The sequence below is a fragment of the Caulobacter sp. GW821-FHT11E10 genome (assembly GCF_058808375.1).
Window position 1 is genome coordinate 385,040 of record NZ_JBXARP010000005.1, and the last position, 14,787, is coordinate 399,826.

Genomic DNA, 14,787 nt, shown 5'->3' on the forward strand with positions numbered 1-14,787 from the left:
GAGCCTTACAACGGCCCGGACGTTCGCAAGGAAGGCCTTTTCGGTCTGCGGTCAGCGAGACGCCAAGGCGTCCTACTGATTGAACAATGTCTGTTTTCGGAGAAACCCATGCGCACCGCGCTTCTCATTTCGGCCGCGATCACGAGCCTGTCGCTGATGGCCTGCTCTCAACGAACCGAGGAACATGCAGGCGCGGCCGCCGACCAAGCTGGCGCAGCCACGGCGTCGGCGGCGCAGGATGCCGCCGCCAACGCCAATACTGCGGCGGCAAACACGGCAGCGGCCACGGACAAGGCCGCCGACAAGACCGCTGCGGCCGCGGACCGCGCAGCCGACAACACAGCTAACGCTGCTGGCGTCGCCCAACGCAAAGCCGACGCGGCGGCCGATGCAGCGGCCAGGACCCACTGATCGCAGAACCGCGAGCAGACGAGCCGTGATCAGGGCTCGTCTGCGCCAAAGGCGACGAGCGCCTCGATTTCCTAGGCGCTCGGTCGTTGGCCTAGCCTGCTTCCTCCATGTCGGTTCGCATCCCCGAAAGGGGACAGCCACCGCACCGACGCCAAGCTCGGCGCCCTGAGCAGGCCGCAGGCCGGGGCGCAAGACCAGCTAGAGACGCACGAAGGGGGCCAGGAGCTTGCCCAGCCGTCCTGGCAAGACGATCTGGCCGTCCAAGGCGGCGACGCACAGGCAGGGCGTGTCGGAGACCACGCGGGGCTGGTGAAGCACGCTAGGGTCGGCCTCCTCGAAGTCGCCCGGCTCGAACACGCCGTCCTCGGTCTCATAGGCGCCGTCGATCACGCAGGTCAGCTCCACCCCCGTATGGGTGTGGCGCGGCGCCGACTGGCCCGGTGCGATGCGCAGCAGAATGACCCGGCAATCGCGGTCGCGTGGGCCCAGGACATCGCGGACATGCACACCCGGTCCGGCCCAGCGCCAGGGACCCAGTTCAAAGCCTCGCAGCGGCGCGGGCAGGCTATGGTTCGCGCCGCCGATCAACGCCGCTGCGACGCCAGCCTCCGGCTCGGGGTTGTCTAGGCGCGCCAGGACCGCGTCCAGGGTGCCGTCCTCCAAGGCGCTCGGCGCCAGGTCATCGAGGACCGCGCCGCCCACGGCCTGGGCCAGATGCGTCCAGGCTCGGGTCTGGGGTCGCATCGCCAGATGCGTGGCGACGACGACCGCCTCCGGCGCGCTCAGCGTTCCGGCCTCGAAGGCCAGCAAGCGCTCTTCGCTGGGATGACGGCGCGCGCTCATGCCTGGCCTCGCGTTTCGCGCTCGATGAACGCTCGCAGCTTCATCATGCCAAATCGGATCCGCGCCTTGACGGTGCCCAGCGGCACGCCGAGGGCCTGGGAAATCTGACTGTGGGTCTGTTCCTGGTAGAAAGCCATTTCAATCGCTTGGGCTTGGTCGGGATTGAGGCTGCGCATGGCGGCCCGGACGCGGGCGCCGTCCTGCGCACCGCTCAAGATCGCGTCGGGCTGGGCCGGCGCGTCGGCCCCGAAGGTGGCGTCGAAGGCATGAAGCGCCGAGGATCCCCGGCGCAGGGCGTCGCTCCGCAGGTTGCGCGCGATCGTGAAGATCCAAGCCGCCACCGACGCGCGCGCCGGATCATAGGAAGCCGCCTTGCGCCAGACCGCCAGCATGGCTTCCTGCGCCAGCTCCTCGGCCGCGGCGGGCGGGCTTCCACTCTTGACCAGCAGGGCTTTGACGCGTGGTCCATAGTGGTTGAAGACCTCGACGAACGCAGTGCGGTCCCGGTCTTGGGCGATGCGGGCGATCAGCACGCCAAAGTCGCGCGGCGGCGGGCTCACCAAGGCGGTGGCCTCTCGTCGGACTGGAGCGGGTCGAGTCGCATGCATGATCCTTATACGGCGCGAGCGCCCCAGCGGATGGATCGGCGTTGGGGTTTGGGTCAAATTTCGCTGAACCCGTCCTGGCGGCCTCATGGCGGGGGCGCGCCCACGTCCTCGAGCGCGTTGTCAAAGCCGAGCGCGCGCATGCGGGCCTTCAGCGCCGCCTGCCGGGCCGTCGGCAGTCCCGGCGTGCGCGCCAGCAGCGCCACGAACTTGCCGTCGGCGGTGCTGGCGATCATCCAGCCGTAGTCGTCGGCTCGGTCGATGACCCAATACTGCCGCCGGATCAGCCCGGCGAAGAAGCTGGCCTCGAACTTGGCGTTGGTGGCCGGGTCCACGATCCGAGCGGCGGTATCGACGTGACGGGCGGATCCGTTGCGGTCTCCGACATGGCAGACCTGATCGATGTCAAACGTTCCGTCGGGCTTCTTACGCCAGACCTGGTAGGCGCCGTGACAGTTGCGCTGGCGGGCGTTGGGCGTGCGGACGATCTCGTACCAGCGTCCCATGAAGCGTTCGATCTCGATCACGCGCCGGGGCTCGGGCGCGGTTTCCGCCAGCGCCGGGGGCGCGGCCAGGACGGCGGCGAGAAGGAGGGGCAGGAGGGCGCGCAAGTTCATTGGCCCGGCTCCAATGCAGCGCCATGAGTGATCGGACGAGCCGGCGCCGGCGGACGCGGACGCAGGCCCACCCCTGTGGCGAAGATCTTCAGCGCCTCCCAATGGATCGCCGCCATGACCCCGAAACTGAGCAGCGGATGGCGGATCAGAGCCGACAGCAGGCCAGCGTCGGTGAGCGGTGAGCGCTCGCCGGCGAACCCCGCGGTGAGCATCACGCCGTCGGCGTCCAAGACCTCAATCCGCACCGCGATCCCCTCGGCCGGCGGCGAGACGGTGAAACGGTAGGTCAGGTCCATGTCCATGAAGGGCGAGACGAAGAAGCGCTTGGGCGCGGTCTGACGCACCGCGCCTTCGTCCTCGGGGACGGCGATCAGATAGCCGTGGTCCTGGCCGAAGGTGTTGCGCACCTCGTAGAGGATCGCGTTCAGGGCGCCGTCACGGCCATGGCAGAAGTAGAGGCTGAGGGGATTGAACCCGTAGCCGAAGATTCTTGGCATGCAGAGCAGGCGCACAGGCCCGCCCGCCTCAAGTCCCGCCTCGACGAGGCGTTCGGCGACATAGGCCCGAAGGTCTCCGCCGCGATGATCGCCGTGGTCGCGAGCGTCGAACGACGCCCAGCCCAGGCGGCCACGGCGCAGCCAGCGAAGGTGGGTGAAGAGATCGTCCAGCTCGTCCAGGTCAAGCAGGAGCATGAAGATCCGATAGCGCAGGTGATGGACGCGGGGCCGCGCGCGCTTGTGGAACACGGGACCGCTGTAGATCGCCGAGACGCTCATCAGGCGGCCTGGGCGACAGAACTCGGGGCCAGCACGATCCGGCTGCTTTCGCCGGCCACGCGCCAGGGGCGGCGAACGCCACCGAGTTGCTCGGCGACGGCCAGGCCCGCCTGCAGCCCGTCCTCATGGAAGCCCGCGCCAAAATAGGCGCCGCAGAACCAGGTGCGTTGCGCGCCCTGAAGGGACCAGAGCGACTTCTGGGCTGTCAGGGCGGCGGCGTCGAAGTGGGGATGCTCGTAGGCCTGAGTGCTGTAGGTGAGGGCGGGATCGGGCGCGATATGGGGATTGAGCGTCACGAAGAGGGGCGGGCGCCGCTGCAGGCCCTGCAGGTGGTTCATCCAGTAGGTGACGCAGCCGGCCGCTGGATCATCGCGCCGGCCAAGATGGTTCCAGCTCGCCCAGGCCCGTCGGCGGCGCGGCATCAGCCGAACGTCGCCATGCAGGACCGCGGTGTTGGGCGTGTATCGGAAGGCGCCGAGCAGCGCGCGTTCCTGGGGGCTAGGGTCGTCCAGCAGGCCTAGGGCGCACGGCGCGTGGGCGGCGATCACCACGTGATCGAAGGCTTGCCGGCCGCCCGCAGCGTCCTCGACGATGGCCTCCGTGGGCGTGCGTCGCACGCGGGTGACGGGCGCGTTTCGGCGGACGTCCCCGGAGAAGGCCTTGGCCAGGGCCTCGACATAGACCCGGCTGCCGCCGTGCACGGTCCGCCAGCTGCGTCGTCCGATGAAGCGCATGAGATCGTGGTTTTCAAAAAAGCGGATGAAGGCCGCGGCCGGATGATCGCCGGCGCCCTCGATGCTGGCCGACCAGATGGCCGCCGCCATCGGCAGCAGATGATCCTGCCGCAAGGCCGCGCCATAGCCCTGGTCCCTCAGGTACTGGCTGAGCGAAATGACCGGATCGAGCGTCGCCAGATGGCCCGGCGCGGTCCGATAGAAGCGGTTGAGGTCGCGCAACATCGACCAGAAGCGCGGGCGCAACAGGATGCTCGGCTGGGCGAAGAGCGAGGCTAGGCTCTTGCTGCCATACTCCAGCTCGCCCTCGTCCAGCGACACCGCCAGCGACATGTCAGCCGGCTTGGTCGGCACGGCCAAGTGCTCGAAGAGAGCCGTCAGGTTGGGATAGTTGACCTCGTTGTAGACGATGAAGCCGGTGTCCACCGCCACGCCGTCCGCCTCGACCGTATTGGCGTGTCCGCCCAGGCGGCCATCGGCCTCATAGAGCGTCACGTCGTGCTCGCCGCTCAGCAGCCACGCGCACGAGAGCCCTGAAATCCCGGCTCCGACGACAGCGATCCGCAACCGGCGGGCGTGGGGCGGGCGAACGGGAAACTGGCCGTGCGGCATGGACGACTCCAGAGCTGGGGCGCGCCGTTGAAAGCGCTTCGAACCCTGGTACGGGCGAGGCGTTTTTTTGGACGCACCATGCGTCCAGCCCCTTGGCCGCCCCGTATCGAGGCCATGATCCCGACCACACCCTTGCGATGGACGCCCCTCCTGGACAGCTCACCGCCAGGGCCGCGCGGTCATGGATCGGTGACGCTGGACATGGGCCTTGTGCTCAAGCGCCTGACCGGTGGCTCGCCGCTGGAGCAGGCAATGCTCGCCGTCAAGGGCGAGGCCTGCGCCCAGGCCCAAGCGCGCTGCGCCCTTTCTCCCGTTCACCCCGCAAAAGGAGCTCCCCGATGAGCGTGTTGGCCGCCTCCATCAACCAGCTGCAAGACGCCCCGTGCCCGGACTTTATCGTGCGGCCCGCCATCGGTGCGCTGGTGGCCAACGCCCGCCGCCAACTCGCCCGGGGCCCAGACGGGTCCGAGGCCGATTTCGCCGCCGTAATGGCGCACCGTCCGATCGCCGAGCACACCCAGGCGGCTAACGCTCAGCACTACGAATTGCCGGCGCGGTTCTTCGAATGCGTCCTGGGGCCGCGGCTGAAATACTCCAGCGCCTATTACGAGACGCCGGCCACGACCCTGGCGCAGGCCGAGCAGGCCGCGCTGGCGCGCACCTGCCAGAACGCCGGGCTTGCCGACGGCCAGGCGGTGCTGGAACTAGGTTGCGGCTGGGGCTCGCTGTCCTTGTGGATGGCGGCGTCCTACCCCGGCGCCTCGATCACCGCGGTGTCCAATTCTTGTGGCCAGAAGGCCTTCATCGACCAGAGGGCGCGCGAGCGGGGCCTGACCAACCTGACCGTTGTCACCGCCGACATGAACGATTTCGCGACCTCGTCGCGCTTCGACCGCATCGTCTCGGTCGAGATGTTCGAGCACATGGCCAATTGGCGCGCGCTCCTTGCCCGCATGCGCGGCTGGCTCAAGCCGGATGGCCGAGCCTTCGTCCACGTCTTCGCCCATCGGAGCGCACCGTACCGGTTCGAGGTCGAGGATCGCTCGGACTTCATCGCCCAGCACTTCTTCACCGGCGGCCTGATGCCCAGCCATGGCCTGATGCGTCAGTATCCCGATCTCTTCGCGGTCGAGGCTGACTGGCGCTGGAGCGGGGCCCACTATGCGCGCACGGCCAACGACTGGCTGGCCAATTTCGACCAGCACGCGCCCGAGATCATGGACTTGATGCGTTCGGTCTACGGCCGGGACGCCGTCCTCTGGGCGCGCCGCTGGCGCCGGTTCTTCATGGCGACGGCCGGCCTGTTCGGCGATCGCGGCGGCGCCGAGTGGGGCGTTAGCCATTACCGTCTCGCGCCGGTTTGAGGAGAACCGCCATGCCCTATCTCGCCGCCTATGTCGGATCGATGATCGTCTTCCTCGGGCTCGACGCTGTCTGGCTGTCGGTCATGGGGGCGCGTCTCTACCGGCCGGTGCTGGGCGACTTGCTGGCCCCAAAGCCCAACCTGCCGGCCGCTATCGCTTTCTACCTAGTCTACGGCCTGGGCGTCCTGGTCCTGGCCGTGGCGCCGGCCCTGCGCGAGGGCGCGGCCGGAAGGGCCGCCCTGAACGGCGCTGTGCTGGGCTTTGTGGCCTACGCCACCTACGACCTGACCAACCAAGCCACCTTGCGCGTCTGGTCCACCCGTTTGACCCTGGCGGACATGGCCTGGGGCGCGGCGCTCACGGCCCTGTCCGCCTATGCCGGCTTCCAAGCGGCGCGCGTCGTGGTCCGTTAGGGGCCTCGCCCCTTGGCGAGAACGGGATCGATTGGGTCCCGGAGCACGATTTGGTTTCAAGAGGCGCCGGGGCGCAACAACCGCCTTGGCGCCGCATTGCTGGCAAGACCCCCACGATGAACGACATGTCCCAGGCCGTCTTCGCCGCCGCGCCGCGCCGCCAGCCGCTCTTCCACCCCTTCCTGGACCTGCTGTCCGCTAACTGGACCTGGGGAGAGCTGACCATTGTCGAACGCGGCGGTGCGCGTCACCATTTGGTGGGTAAGCTCGCGGGGGCCTCGGCGGTGCTGCAGGTCCTGGACCTGCGGTTCGCCGCCCGCGTGCTGGCCAGCGGCGATATCGGTTTCGCCGAAGGCTATATCGCCGGCGAATGGACGAGCCCGGATCTGGCGACGCTGCTCGAAGTCTTGGCGAACAACTACGATCACATCCGCCGCCTTTTCGACGGCGGCTGGTGGATGAGGACGGTCAACTGGGCGTTCCACCACCTGCGGCCCAACAGCAAGTCCGGCGCGCGGCGCAACATTTATGCCCACTATGATCTGGGCAACGATTTCTACGCCGCCTGGCTCGACCCGACCTTGACCTACTCGGCGGCGCGGTTCACCGCGCCGGATCAATCCCTGGAGGTCGCGCAGCACGCCAAGTACGGTCAGCTGGCGCGCATGATCGACCTGCAAGCTGGCCACAGTCTCGTCGAGATCGGCTGCGGCTGGGGGGGCTTTGGCCTATTCGCGGCCGGCGAGATCGGGGCGCGCGTGACGGGGGTGACGATCTCGCGCGCGCAGTATGACCTGGCGCGCCGGCGCGTCTTTGAGGCGGGCCTGTCCGAGCGGGTCGACATCCGCCTGCTGGACTATCGCGAGCTGGAGGGCCAGTTCGATCGCCTGGCGTCGATCGAGATGTTCGAGGCGGTCGGCAAGGCCTATTGGAGCGTATATTTCCAAAAGGTCCGAGACCTGCTCAAGCCCGGAGGACGCGCCGGCCTGCAGATCATCACCATCGCCGACGCGCTTTTCGACGCGTACGATGCGCGCACTGACTTCATCCAGCGTTACGTCTTTCCGGGCGGCGCCCTGGCGTCCGAGGCGCATCTGGCCGAGCTGACGACACGGCACGGCCTGACGCATCATCAGACTGTGCGGTTTGGCTTGGACTATGCCGAGACCCTGCGCCGCTGGTCCGAGCGCTTCGAGGACGCCGCCGCCGAGGGCGCCTTGGATGGGATGGGCCTCGACGAACGGTTTCGACGGTTGTGGCGATTTTACCTTGCCTACTGCGAGGCGGGCTTTCGAACGGGACGCACGAACGTCGTCCAACTGGCGCTGGATCGACATGCCTGAAGTTGGCTGCGAACCATCATTGAACGTCTCGGCCTTGGAGAGGCGTCAACGTCAGGAACTGGCGCCAGGCCGCTGAAGCCTTCAGATTGTCGGCATGTCCGATCCGCTGTCTCCCGCCGCGCGTGCCTCCCCCTCCACGGCTCGAAACCGCGATCCCATTCTGGAGGTCCTGCGGACGCGCCTGCCGGCGACCGGTCTGGTGCTGGAAGTTGCGGCGGGCGCTGGCGAGCACGCGGTTCACTTCGCTGCAGCGCTGCCCACGCTTCAATACCAGCCGACCGATGCTGATCCCGGCGCTCTGGCTAGCATAGCCGCCTGGCGCGAACATGCCGGCCTGGGCAATCTCCTGTGTCCGCTGGTGCTGGATGCGTCGCAACCGGACGCCTGGCCCGTCGAACGAGCCGACGCTGTCCTGGCCATCAACATGATCCATATCTCGCCGTGGACGGCCACGGCCGGCCTGATGGCGGGCGCCGCGCGTGTGCTGCCTGCGGGCGGCGGCCTGTTCCTGTACGGCCCCTTCATCGAGGGCGACACGCCGACAGCGCCCAGCAACCTCGAGTTCGATCAGAGCCTGAGACGACGCAATCTCGAGTGGGGAGTTCGCCATCTGGACCATCTGGTCGCCTTAGCGGCTACCCATGGCCTTGGCCTTTCCGAACGTCTCACCATGCCCGCGAACAACCTGGTGCTCGTTTTCCGAAAGACGTAGCCGCAGGCCCGCTCGGCCAAGGACCATTTCTCGTAGGCGAGCGACGGTCCGCACCTGGCGCCGAACCGATGCCCGCAATGCTCATAGATCTGGTGTCGCCGCTGACCTCGATTAGAGGTCAAGTCGTCGTCCTCTTAAGGGCTTGATCGCGTCGCCAGGCGTTCGGCGGCATGCCGTACCATCGCAAGAAGGCGTGATTGAATGAGCTTTGCTCGGCATAGCCTAGAAGTCCAGGCGCGTGCGAACCCGATCACCCAGGGGACCGGAAATCGACCCGCTCAGGCGGCGCGACCAATACCTTCCGCCAGTTGCAGGCTTCGCTCGGCCCGGTCTTCGGTCTCTCGTCGTGCCCCGACAACGACCCAAGCAAACGTCGCATCTGCACCACGTCCCCAGCGCGCAACAGCGGCCACACAGACATCCTCTCGGCAACTTTGGAGATGCCGGTCGGCGAAAACACCCTGACCTCGATCACGGCGGGGACCGCCTACAAGTCGACGTTCAGAAACGACGACGTCACCCAAACCCTTCTGCCCCTCGTCAGCTACATCGACACCCAGGAAGGTCAGAGCTTCAGCCGTCTACGGGCGAGGGGATTGGGCCTGGTCGTCGAAATACATGACCAACACCAACCTCGACCCGCGCAACGTTCAAGAGGCCTACTCGCTGGTGAACCTGCGCGTGGGCGTCGAGGCCCGAGGCTTCGACGTGGCGATCTTCTCGAACAAGCTGTTCAACGAGACCGTCATCGCCCAAGACGGGGTGACCAATCTGTTCGGGACCGACCGGGCCTTCCAGCGCTTCCTGGCCGCGCCGCGCGAGATCGGGCTCAGCCTGCGCAAGACGTTCTAACGAGCCAGGCGGCGGCGTCTCCAGCGAGGCGCCGCCGCCGACTTTGAGCGTTGCGCCGTTTCGAACGTGTAGACCTGCGCTAACATCCGCTTCTGGCGCTTGGCCGTAGATGCGGATCAATCCGATTTCGCGATAAAGCCTCTGTTCCAGGCCACCAGCGGTGGGCCGGGCTTGAGGGTGTAGTCATCGGCGCTGATGATGAAGATGGAATGGCTCTCGGCGTCGGTGACACTCTCAACGCGGCATCGCGCCGTGGCCAGGCCGCCGCGATAGGCGGGGGGCGCATGCGGAGAAAGGCGCCAGCGCTCGGTCGCGAAGCGTTCTGCCGAGCGCGCGGAACTGGCGAAGAGAAGGGCTTCTTCCTCATCGGCGGCGCCAAGCAGGGCCACGCCGCAGGTCGCCGACGCCACCAGGACGTCATGGCAGCCGGCTTCCTTCCGCACGCAGAACAGGAACCTGGGCGGCTCAACCGACAGGCCGGTGATCGAGCTGACCAACAAGCCGCGCGGCGTGTCGCCATCCCAGCAGGAAATGATGGCGACGCCGCTCGCCAGGTGGGCCAGGACTTCCTTGAAATCGACGACAGGCGTCGAGCTCGACGGCCAAGTCGGAGCGGCGTCGTAGGGCGCCATGGGCGTCAACTCGCCGCCTTGGCGAGGCGGAGATCGCGTTCGGCGACCAAGTGGCGGACCAGCGGGATCAGGTCACGGCCGTAGGCGATCGCATCCTCCACGGGGTCAAAACCCCGGATCAGGAAGGTTGAGACACCCAGGTCGTAGTAGTCGAGCAGGCTTTCGGCGACCTGCTGGGGCGTGCCCACCAGCCCCGTCGAGTTGCCTTGGGCGCCGGTGACGCCGGCGACGCCGGTCCAGAGACGCTTGTCGAGGCGCGAGCCCTGGGCGGCGGCGTCCAGCAGGCGCTGCGAGCCGGCGTTGGGCGGACGGTGACCGGTGGTCGGCAGGCCAGCGGCTTCGCGAAGAGCCTTGGCGCGGGCGACGATGTCGTCGGCGCGGGCCCAGGCGGCCTCCTCGGTGTCGGCGATCACCGGGCGCAGCGACAGCGAGAATTTGACCTGTCGGCCGTGCCTTGCGGCGGCGGCGCGGACACGGGCGATGGTCTCACGCACCTGGGCCTGGGTCTCGCCCCAGAGTGCGTAGATGTCGGCGTGCTTGCCGGCTACCGGGATGGCCGCGTCGGACGAGCCGCCGAAATAGATCGGGATGTGCGGCGCCTGCAGCGGCTTCACCGCGCCGAAGCCCTGGTCGACCTTGTAGTACTTGCCCGCGTAGTCGAACGGCTTGTCGCCGGTCCACTCGGCGCGGACGATGTCCAGATACTCGCTGGTGCGGGCGTAGCGCTCGTCCTTGGTCAGGTGATCGCCATCCTTGGCCAGTTCCTCGTCCGAGCCGCCGGTGATGATGTGCACCGCCACGCGGCCGCCAGTGAAGTGGTCCAGCGTCGCCAACTGGCGCGCGGCCAGGGTCGGCTGGGTGAAGCCCGGGCGATGGGCGATCATGAAGTTGAGTTTCTGGGTCACCGACGCGGCGTGGGCCACGACCAGCTGGCTTTCCGGTGATGTGGAGCTGAACGCGACCAGGGCGCGGTCGAAGCCGCCTTCCTCGTGCACGCGGGCGGTCTTTTCGACATAGGCCACATCGATGACCGGGCCGGACGGCGGATGGATTTCGGACGCGTGCTGCGTGCCGATGAAACCGATGAATTCGACGCTCATGGCGGGCTCCAGTCTTGTCGGGATGTGGGGGAGGGGCTGTCGGCTTCAGATCACGTAGAAGCCGTGCGTGCCGTCGCGGGCCAGCTGGTCGACCAGGCCGAACTCCCAGTCGAGATAGGCCTGCATGGCCTCGGTGGCGTTGTCGGTGCCCTCGTAGGGGCGCTTGTAGACGTCGGTCGGGGCGTTGGCGGCGCGGGTCAGCCCGGCTTCGACGGCGCGACCGGCGGCGATCCAGCCTTCCGTCCCGCCGGCCAGGACGCGGGCCGGGCGGTCTGTCAGATCCTCGATCTCCGGCGCGGCTAGGGCGGCCAGGGCGCCATCGGGCGAAGTCAGGACGATCGCCTTGTCCTTGGGAAGATTGGCCAGGGCTTCGGCCAGCTGAGCGCGGATGGCGAACCAAGCGCCGGGCACGTGCGCCTTGCGGTGACGCGGGCTGGGTGCGAGGTCGACAACGACAACAGCTTCGTCGGCGATCGCCTCAGCCAGGTCGCGCGGCGACAGGGTGGCGACGGTCGGCAGCGGCGGCAGGCGCGACACCCAGGCGCCGGTCCCCAGCTCCCCCTCGAAGCCGCCTTCCAAGACGAAGACCTCCCAGCCCAGCTGCGCCAGCCACGAGGCGGTCATGTCAGCGCGTGGCCCCAGGTCGTCGGCCAGCACGATGCGCCCGCCGCGCACGGGCGCGAAGACGTCGGTCTCTTGCACCAGCTGGCCGCCGGGCGCGGAGCGGAAACCCGGCAGGTGGCCGGCCGCGTATTCCTCGGGCGTGCGGACGTCGAAGCGGTAGAGGGTGCGGTGAGTGTCCTTGGCCAGATCGGCCAGGCCCTCGGCGTTGATCCGGCGGACACCGGCGCGGTAGGCGACGTCGCGGGCGCGGGACCGGGCATCTTCCAGCGTCTGCTCGCGCACCTCGGGGAACTTGCGGCTCTGGCCGTGTTCCAGCGTCTGCTGGGCCAGGGTCCAGCCGATGGTGCCGTTACGCAGGGCGAAGACCGGGTTGGGCAGGCCGGCGTTGACCAGCGACTGGGCCCCGATCAGGCTTCGGGTGCGGCCGGCGCAGTTGACGATGATGGTGGTGGAGGGATCGGGCGCCAGTTCACGCGCCCGCAGCACCAGTTCGGCGCCAGGCGTGCTGACGCCGCCGGGGATGCTCATCACGGCGTATTCCTCGAACCGGCGAGCGTCGAGGATCACCTGGTCGGCCTGGGCGTCGATGCGGGCCTGGACTTCCTGGGCGGGCAGGGATGGCGTGTGACGCCGCGCTTCGACCAGCTCGCCGAACGCCTTGCTGTAGGAATTGACGTCCTGGAACAGCTCGTAGCCGGCGGCGCGCCAGCCAGCGAGGCCTCCCTCCAAGGCGTGGACGTTCGTGTAGCCCAGCGCCGCCAACCGTATGGCCGCCGGCCCGACCAGGCCTTCGCCGTCGTCATAGAGGACGATCTTGGCGCCCAGGCGCGGCACGCGATCGAGGATCTCCACCTCCAGCCGGCTCAACGGCAGCTGCGAGGCGAACAGCGGATGGGCCCTGGCGAACGGGTCTTCCTCGCGTAGATCCAGCAGCGCGATCTCACGCCGGGCGATCAGGTCGGCCCGCACCTGTCGAGGCGTTGCGACGGGCAAGGTCATTCGGCGGCTCCGTAGGCCAGGGCGCTCTTGCGGTCGAAGAGGAGTGGCGGGGCGACGTCGGCGTAGCCGGACACGAAGGTCTTCGGGTGGCCTTCGGCGTCATAGGTCGAACGCCGCACGGTCCCGATGTCGGCGCCGTAGACGTGGATGCTAATCGAGGTCCGATCATCGAAGGCGTTGGCTACGCGGTGGATGTCACCGACGGTCGGCGAGACGGCTTCGACCTGGCCGGGCTCCAGGCGATGGACCTCGCCGACGGGGACGAGCGAGCAGTCGCGCCGTGCGTAGCCTTGTGAGAGCTCAGCGCCCCGCAGAACCCCGACCAGGCCCCAGACCGTGTGGTCGTGGATCGGCGTCGCCTGGCCCGGCCCCCAGACGAAACTGACCACCGAGAACCGGCCAGCCGGGTCGCGATGCAGCAGATACTGCTGATAGCGGGCCGGATCGGGGCGGCTCTGGGCCCGCGGCAGCCAGTCGTCGGTCGCGACCAGATGCGCGAGCAAGGCGGCGCCTTCCCGCAGGATCACGGCCTCGTCGGCGGTCTGGTCCAGGAGATCGGAGAGGTCAGCGACGAAGTCCGACAGGCGGTGGGGGCGGTGCTGGCTCATCGCTCAGAGCACGATCTCGCCGGTCGGAAAGGCGACCAGCGCGCCTTCGCCGTGCGCCGGAGCCGTCTCGACGCCGAGGTGGCTCAGGAGCCGCCGACGGATGGCCTGGAAGCGCGCGTCCGGCGTACGGGGACGCTCCAGCGCGATGCGCTCCTCGGCCGCGATGCGGCCCTTGTCCAGGACCAGAACGCGGTCGGCCAGAGCGATGGCTTCGTCGACATCGTGTGTGACCAGCAGGACGGCGGGGCTGTGCTCGCGCCACAGGGAGAGGACCAGATCGTGCATCTTCAAACGGGTCAGGGCGTCCAGCGCCGCGAACGGCTCGTCGAGTAGCAGCAGGCCGGGTTCGCGGACCAGGGCGCGGGCGAGCGCGGTGCGCTGGGCCTCTCCGCCGGAAAGCGTGCCGGGCCACGCGTCGAGACGATGCCCAAGGCCCACTTCCTTGAGCGCGGCCTCGGCGCGGGTCCGGACGTTGCCGCCCGAGAGACCCAGCGCAACGTTGCGCCAGACCTTCCTCCACGGCAGCAGCCGCGCATCCTGGAACACGACCGCGCGGGCGTCGGGCGTCTTCACGTCCTGATCGCCGGGGGAGTCGAGGCCGGCCAGGGTGCGCAGCAGAGTGGTCTTGCCCGACCCGCTCGCGCCCAGCAGAGCGACGAACTCGCCCGGAGCGATCGAGAGGTCCAAGCCGTCGATGACGGTGTTGTCGCCGAAGCGCCGGACGAACTTGGAGAGGCGTACGGCCGGCTCGAGGACCCTCGGGGCCGAGCGCGAAATTTCGGGACGGCGAAGGCGCGGCTGGGGGACGGCCATGATCATTGCTCCACGAGACTGGGACGCCACGCCAGCGCCTTGCGCTCCAGCGTGCGGACGAGGGCGTCGGCGCCGAGGCCGAGCAGGGCGTAGACGACGAGGCAGACGACGATGATGTCGGTGCGCATGAAGTCGCGGGCGTTGTTGACGAGGTAGCCGAGGCCGGCCTGGGCGTTGATCTGTTCGGAAATCACCAGCACCAGCACCGAGACGCCCAGGGCGTATCGCAGGCCGACGAAGAACGAAGGCAGGGCGCCGGGCAGGATCACCTCGCGGACCAGGCTCCAGCCCTTGAGGCCGAAGCTGCGAGCGGCCTCGACCAGGCGCACGTCGACGCCTCGGATGCCGGCGAACAGGTTCAGGTACAGCGGGAAGGTGGCCGATACCGTGATCAGCAGGATCTTGGGCGTCTCGCCTATGCCGAACCAGACGATGAACAACGGGGTGAGCGCCAGGACCGGGATCGTCCGCTTGATCTGCATCAGCGGGTCGACCAGCGTCTCGCCCCAGCGCGACAGGCCCGACACCAGGCCCAGCGTCACCGCCAAGACCAGGGCGATGCCCAGCCCCGCGCCGGCCCTTGCTAGAGAGACCAGCAGGTTCTTCGGCAACTCGCCCGAGGCGGTCAGGGTCCAGAACGTCTCTAGCACCGTGGACGGCGCGGCCAGGATCCGGGGCGGGATAAAGCCGACGCGCGCGCCTAACTCCCACAAGAGCAGCAAGGCCACG

At 68.3% G+C, this 14,787-nt stretch carries 17 protein-coding genes; 6 read left to right on the top strand and 11 right to left on the bottom strand.

The genetic code is table 11. From position 1 onward, the window contains the following. The first annotated feature begins 108 nt into the window (after positions 1-108). Positions 109-411, top strand: coding sequence for a hypothetical protein (locus AC1RRV_RS12700; protein ID WP_492860002.1), 303 nt, complete (start codon positions 109-111; stop codon positions 409-411). 198 nt (positions 412-609) lie between these two features. On the opposite strand, the gene chrR is transcribed toward AC1RRV_RS12700, so the two are convergent. The 5 genes from chrR to AC1RRV_RS12725 all read right to left on the bottom strand — a co-directional run bounded on the left by chrR (position 610) and on the right by AC1RRV_RS12725 (position 4,598). After that, complete coding sequence (chrR, locus tag AC1RRV_RS12705) at positions 610-1,254, bottom strand: cadmium/peroxide/UV radiation responsive anti-sigma factor ChrR (protein ID WP_492860003.1); 645 nt, start codon at positions 1,252-1,254, stop codon at positions 610-612. Further along, positions 1,251-1,814: a sigma-70 family RNA polymerase sigma factor gene (locus tag AC1RRV_RS12710; protein ID WP_492860004.1), complete on the bottom strand. Its 564-nt coding sequence runs from the start codon at positions 1,812-1,814 to the stop codon at positions 1,251-1,253. The genes chrR and AC1RRV_RS12710 overlap by 4 nt, the downstream gene beginning before the upstream one ends. Before the next feature lie 131 nt (positions 1,815-1,945). Continuing rightward, positions 1,946-2,476: a lipocalin family protein gene (locus AC1RRV_RS12715; protein ID WP_492860005.1), complete on the bottom strand. Its 531-nt coding sequence runs from the start codon at positions 2,474-2,476 to the stop codon at positions 1,946-1,948. Beyond that, positions 2,473-3,252: a DUF1365 domain-containing protein gene (locus AC1RRV_RS12720; RefSeq protein ID WP_492860006.1), complete on the bottom strand. Its 780-nt coding sequence runs from the start codon at positions 3,250-3,252 to the stop codon at positions 2,473-2,475. Before AC1RRV_RS12720 ends, AC1RRV_RS12715 begins: the two co-directional genes overlap by 4 nt. Beyond that, a complete protein-coding gene (locus tag AC1RRV_RS12725) occupies positions 3,252-4,598 on the bottom strand; it encodes an NAD(P)/FAD-dependent oxidoreductase (protein ID WP_492860007.1) in 1,347 nt (448 codons plus the stop codon). The genes AC1RRV_RS12720 and AC1RRV_RS12725 overlap by 1 nt, the downstream gene beginning before the upstream one ends. 338 nt (positions 4,599-4,936) lie before the next feature. On the opposite strand from AC1RRV_RS12725, the gene AC1RRV_RS12730 reads away from it, so the two are divergent. The 5 genes from AC1RRV_RS12730 (at position 4,937) to AC1RRV_RS12750 (ending at position 9,282) form a co-directional block, all read left to right on the top strand. Beyond that, positions 4,937-5,962, top strand: a complete 1,026-nt coding sequence (locus AC1RRV_RS12730) for an SAM-dependent methyltransferase (protein ID WP_492860008.1) — start codon at positions 4,937-4,939, stop codon at positions 5,960-5,962. Between the two features lie 11 nt (positions 5,963-5,973). Next, a complete protein-coding gene (locus tag AC1RRV_RS12735; protein WP_492860009.1) occupies positions 5,974-6,375 on the top strand; it encodes a DUF2177 family protein in 402 nt (133 codons plus the stop codon). Between the two features lie 116 nt (positions 6,376-6,491). Beyond that, positions 6,492-7,718 (top strand): class I SAM-dependent methyltransferase, encoded by a 1,227-nt coding sequence (locus tag AC1RRV_RS12740; RefSeq protein ID WP_492860010.1) that lies wholly within the window; start codon positions 6,492-6,494, stop codon positions 7,716-7,718. Between the two features lie 94 nt (positions 7,719-7,812). Further along, positions 7,813-8,430: a DUF938 domain-containing protein gene (locus AC1RRV_RS12745; RefSeq protein ID WP_492860011.1), complete on the top strand. Its 618-nt coding sequence runs from the start codon at positions 7,813-7,815 to the stop codon at positions 8,428-8,430. Between the two features lie 618 nt (positions 8,431-9,048). Then, on the top strand, positions 9,049-9,282 hold the full coding sequence (locus AC1RRV_RS12750) for a hypothetical protein (protein WP_492860012.1): 234 nt from the start codon (positions 9,049-9,051) through the stop codon (positions 9,280-9,282). A 116-nt stretch (positions 9,283-9,398) separates the two neighbouring features. Here AC1RRV_RS12750 and AC1RRV_RS12755 read toward each other — a convergent pair whose 3' ends face one another. The 6 genes from AC1RRV_RS12755 to AC1RRV_RS12780 are packed head-to-tail and all read right to left on the bottom strand — an operon-like array spanning position 9,399 to position 14,786. After that, positions 9,399-9,914 (bottom strand): flavin reductase family protein, encoded by a 516-nt coding sequence (locus AC1RRV_RS12755; protein ID WP_492860013.1) that lies wholly within the window; start codon positions 9,912-9,914, stop codon positions 9,399-9,401. A gap of 5 nt (positions 9,915-9,919) precedes the next feature. Next, on the bottom strand, positions 9,920-11,014 hold the full coding sequence (locus tag AC1RRV_RS12760) for an LLM class flavin-dependent oxidoreductase (RefSeq protein ID WP_492860014.1): 1,095 nt from the start codon (positions 11,012-11,014) through the stop codon (positions 9,920-9,922). Between the two features lie 45 nt (positions 11,015-11,059). Beyond that, positions 11,060-12,637, bottom strand: a complete 1,578-nt coding sequence (locus tag AC1RRV_RS12765) for a rhodanese-like domain-containing protein (RefSeq protein WP_492860015.1) — start codon at positions 12,635-12,637, stop codon at positions 11,060-11,062. Continuing rightward, positions 12,634-13,245, bottom strand: a complete 612-nt coding sequence (locus AC1RRV_RS12770) for a cysteine dioxygenase family protein (RefSeq protein WP_492860016.1) — start codon at positions 13,243-13,245, stop codon at positions 12,634-12,636. The genes AC1RRV_RS12765 and AC1RRV_RS12770 overlap by 4 nt, the downstream gene beginning before the upstream one ends. A gap of 3 nt (positions 13,246-13,248) precedes the next feature. Then, positions 13,249-14,058, bottom strand: a complete 810-nt coding sequence (locus tag AC1RRV_RS12775) for an ABC transporter ATP-binding protein (RefSeq protein ID WP_492860017.1) — start codon at positions 14,056-14,058, stop codon at positions 13,249-13,251. Positions 14,059-14,060: 2 nt separating this feature from the next. Then, positions 14,061-14,786, bottom strand: coding sequence for an ABC transporter permease (locus tag AC1RRV_RS12780; RefSeq protein ID WP_492860018.1), 726 nt, complete (start codon positions 14,784-14,786; stop codon positions 14,061-14,063). Between the last annotated feature and the right edge of the window lies 1 nt (position 14,787).

Coding starts and splice junctions, on each gene's coding strand:
- AC1RRV_RS12700 (WP_492860002.1), top strand. CDS start 109: ATGCGCACCGCGCTTCTCATTTCGGCCGCGATCACGAGCCTGTCGCTG.
- chrR (WP_492860003.1), bottom strand. CDS start 1,254: ATGAGCGCGCGCCGTCATCCCAGCGAAGAGCGCTTGCTGGCCTTCGAG.
- AC1RRV_RS12715 (WP_492860005.1), bottom strand. CDS start 2,476: ATGAACTTGCGCGCCCTCCTGCCCCTCCTTCTCGCCGCCGTCCTGGCC.
- AC1RRV_RS12720 (WP_492860006.1), bottom strand. CDS start 3,252: ATGAGCGTCTCGGCGATCTACAGCGGTCCCGTGTTCCACAAGCGCGCG.
- AC1RRV_RS12725 (WP_492860007.1), bottom strand. CDS start 4,598: ATGCCGCACGGCCAGTTTCCCGTTCGCCCGCCCCACGCCCGCCGGTTG.
- AC1RRV_RS12730 (WP_492860008.1), top strand. CDS start 4,937: ATGAGCGTGTTGGCCGCCTCCATCAACCAGCTGCAAGACGCCCCGTGC.
- AC1RRV_RS12735 (WP_492860009.1), top strand. CDS start 5,974: ATGCCCTATCTCGCCGCCTATGTCGGATCGATGATCGTCTTCCTCGGG.
- AC1RRV_RS12740 (WP_492860010.1), top strand. CDS start 6,492: ATGAACGACATGTCCCAGGCCGTCTTCGCCGCCGCGCCGCGCCGCCAG.
- AC1RRV_RS12745 (WP_492860011.1), top strand. CDS start 7,813: ATGTCCGATCCGCTGTCTCCCGCCGCGCGTGCCTCCCCCTCCACGGCT.
- AC1RRV_RS12750 (WP_492860012.1), top strand. CDS start 9,049: ATGACCAACACCAACCTCGACCCGCGCAACGTTCAAGAGGCCTACTCG.
- AC1RRV_RS12755 (WP_492860013.1), bottom strand. CDS start 9,914: ATGGCGCCCTACGACGCCGCTCCGACTTGGCCGTCGAGCTCGACGCCT.
- AC1RRV_RS12760 (WP_492860014.1), bottom strand. CDS start 11,014: ATGAGCGTCGAATTCATCGGTTTCATCGGCACGCAGCACGCGTCCGAA.
- AC1RRV_RS12765 (WP_492860015.1), bottom strand. CDS start 12,637: ATGACCTTGCCCGTCGCAACGCCTCGACAGGTGCGGGCCGACCTGATC.
- AC1RRV_RS12770 (WP_492860016.1), bottom strand. CDS start 13,245: ATGAGCCAGCACCGCCCCCACCGCCTGTCGGACTTCGTCGCTGACCTC.
- AC1RRV_RS12775 (WP_492860017.1), bottom strand. CDS start 14,058: ATGGCCGTCCCCCAGCCGCGCCTTCGCCGTCCCGAAATTTCGCGCTCG.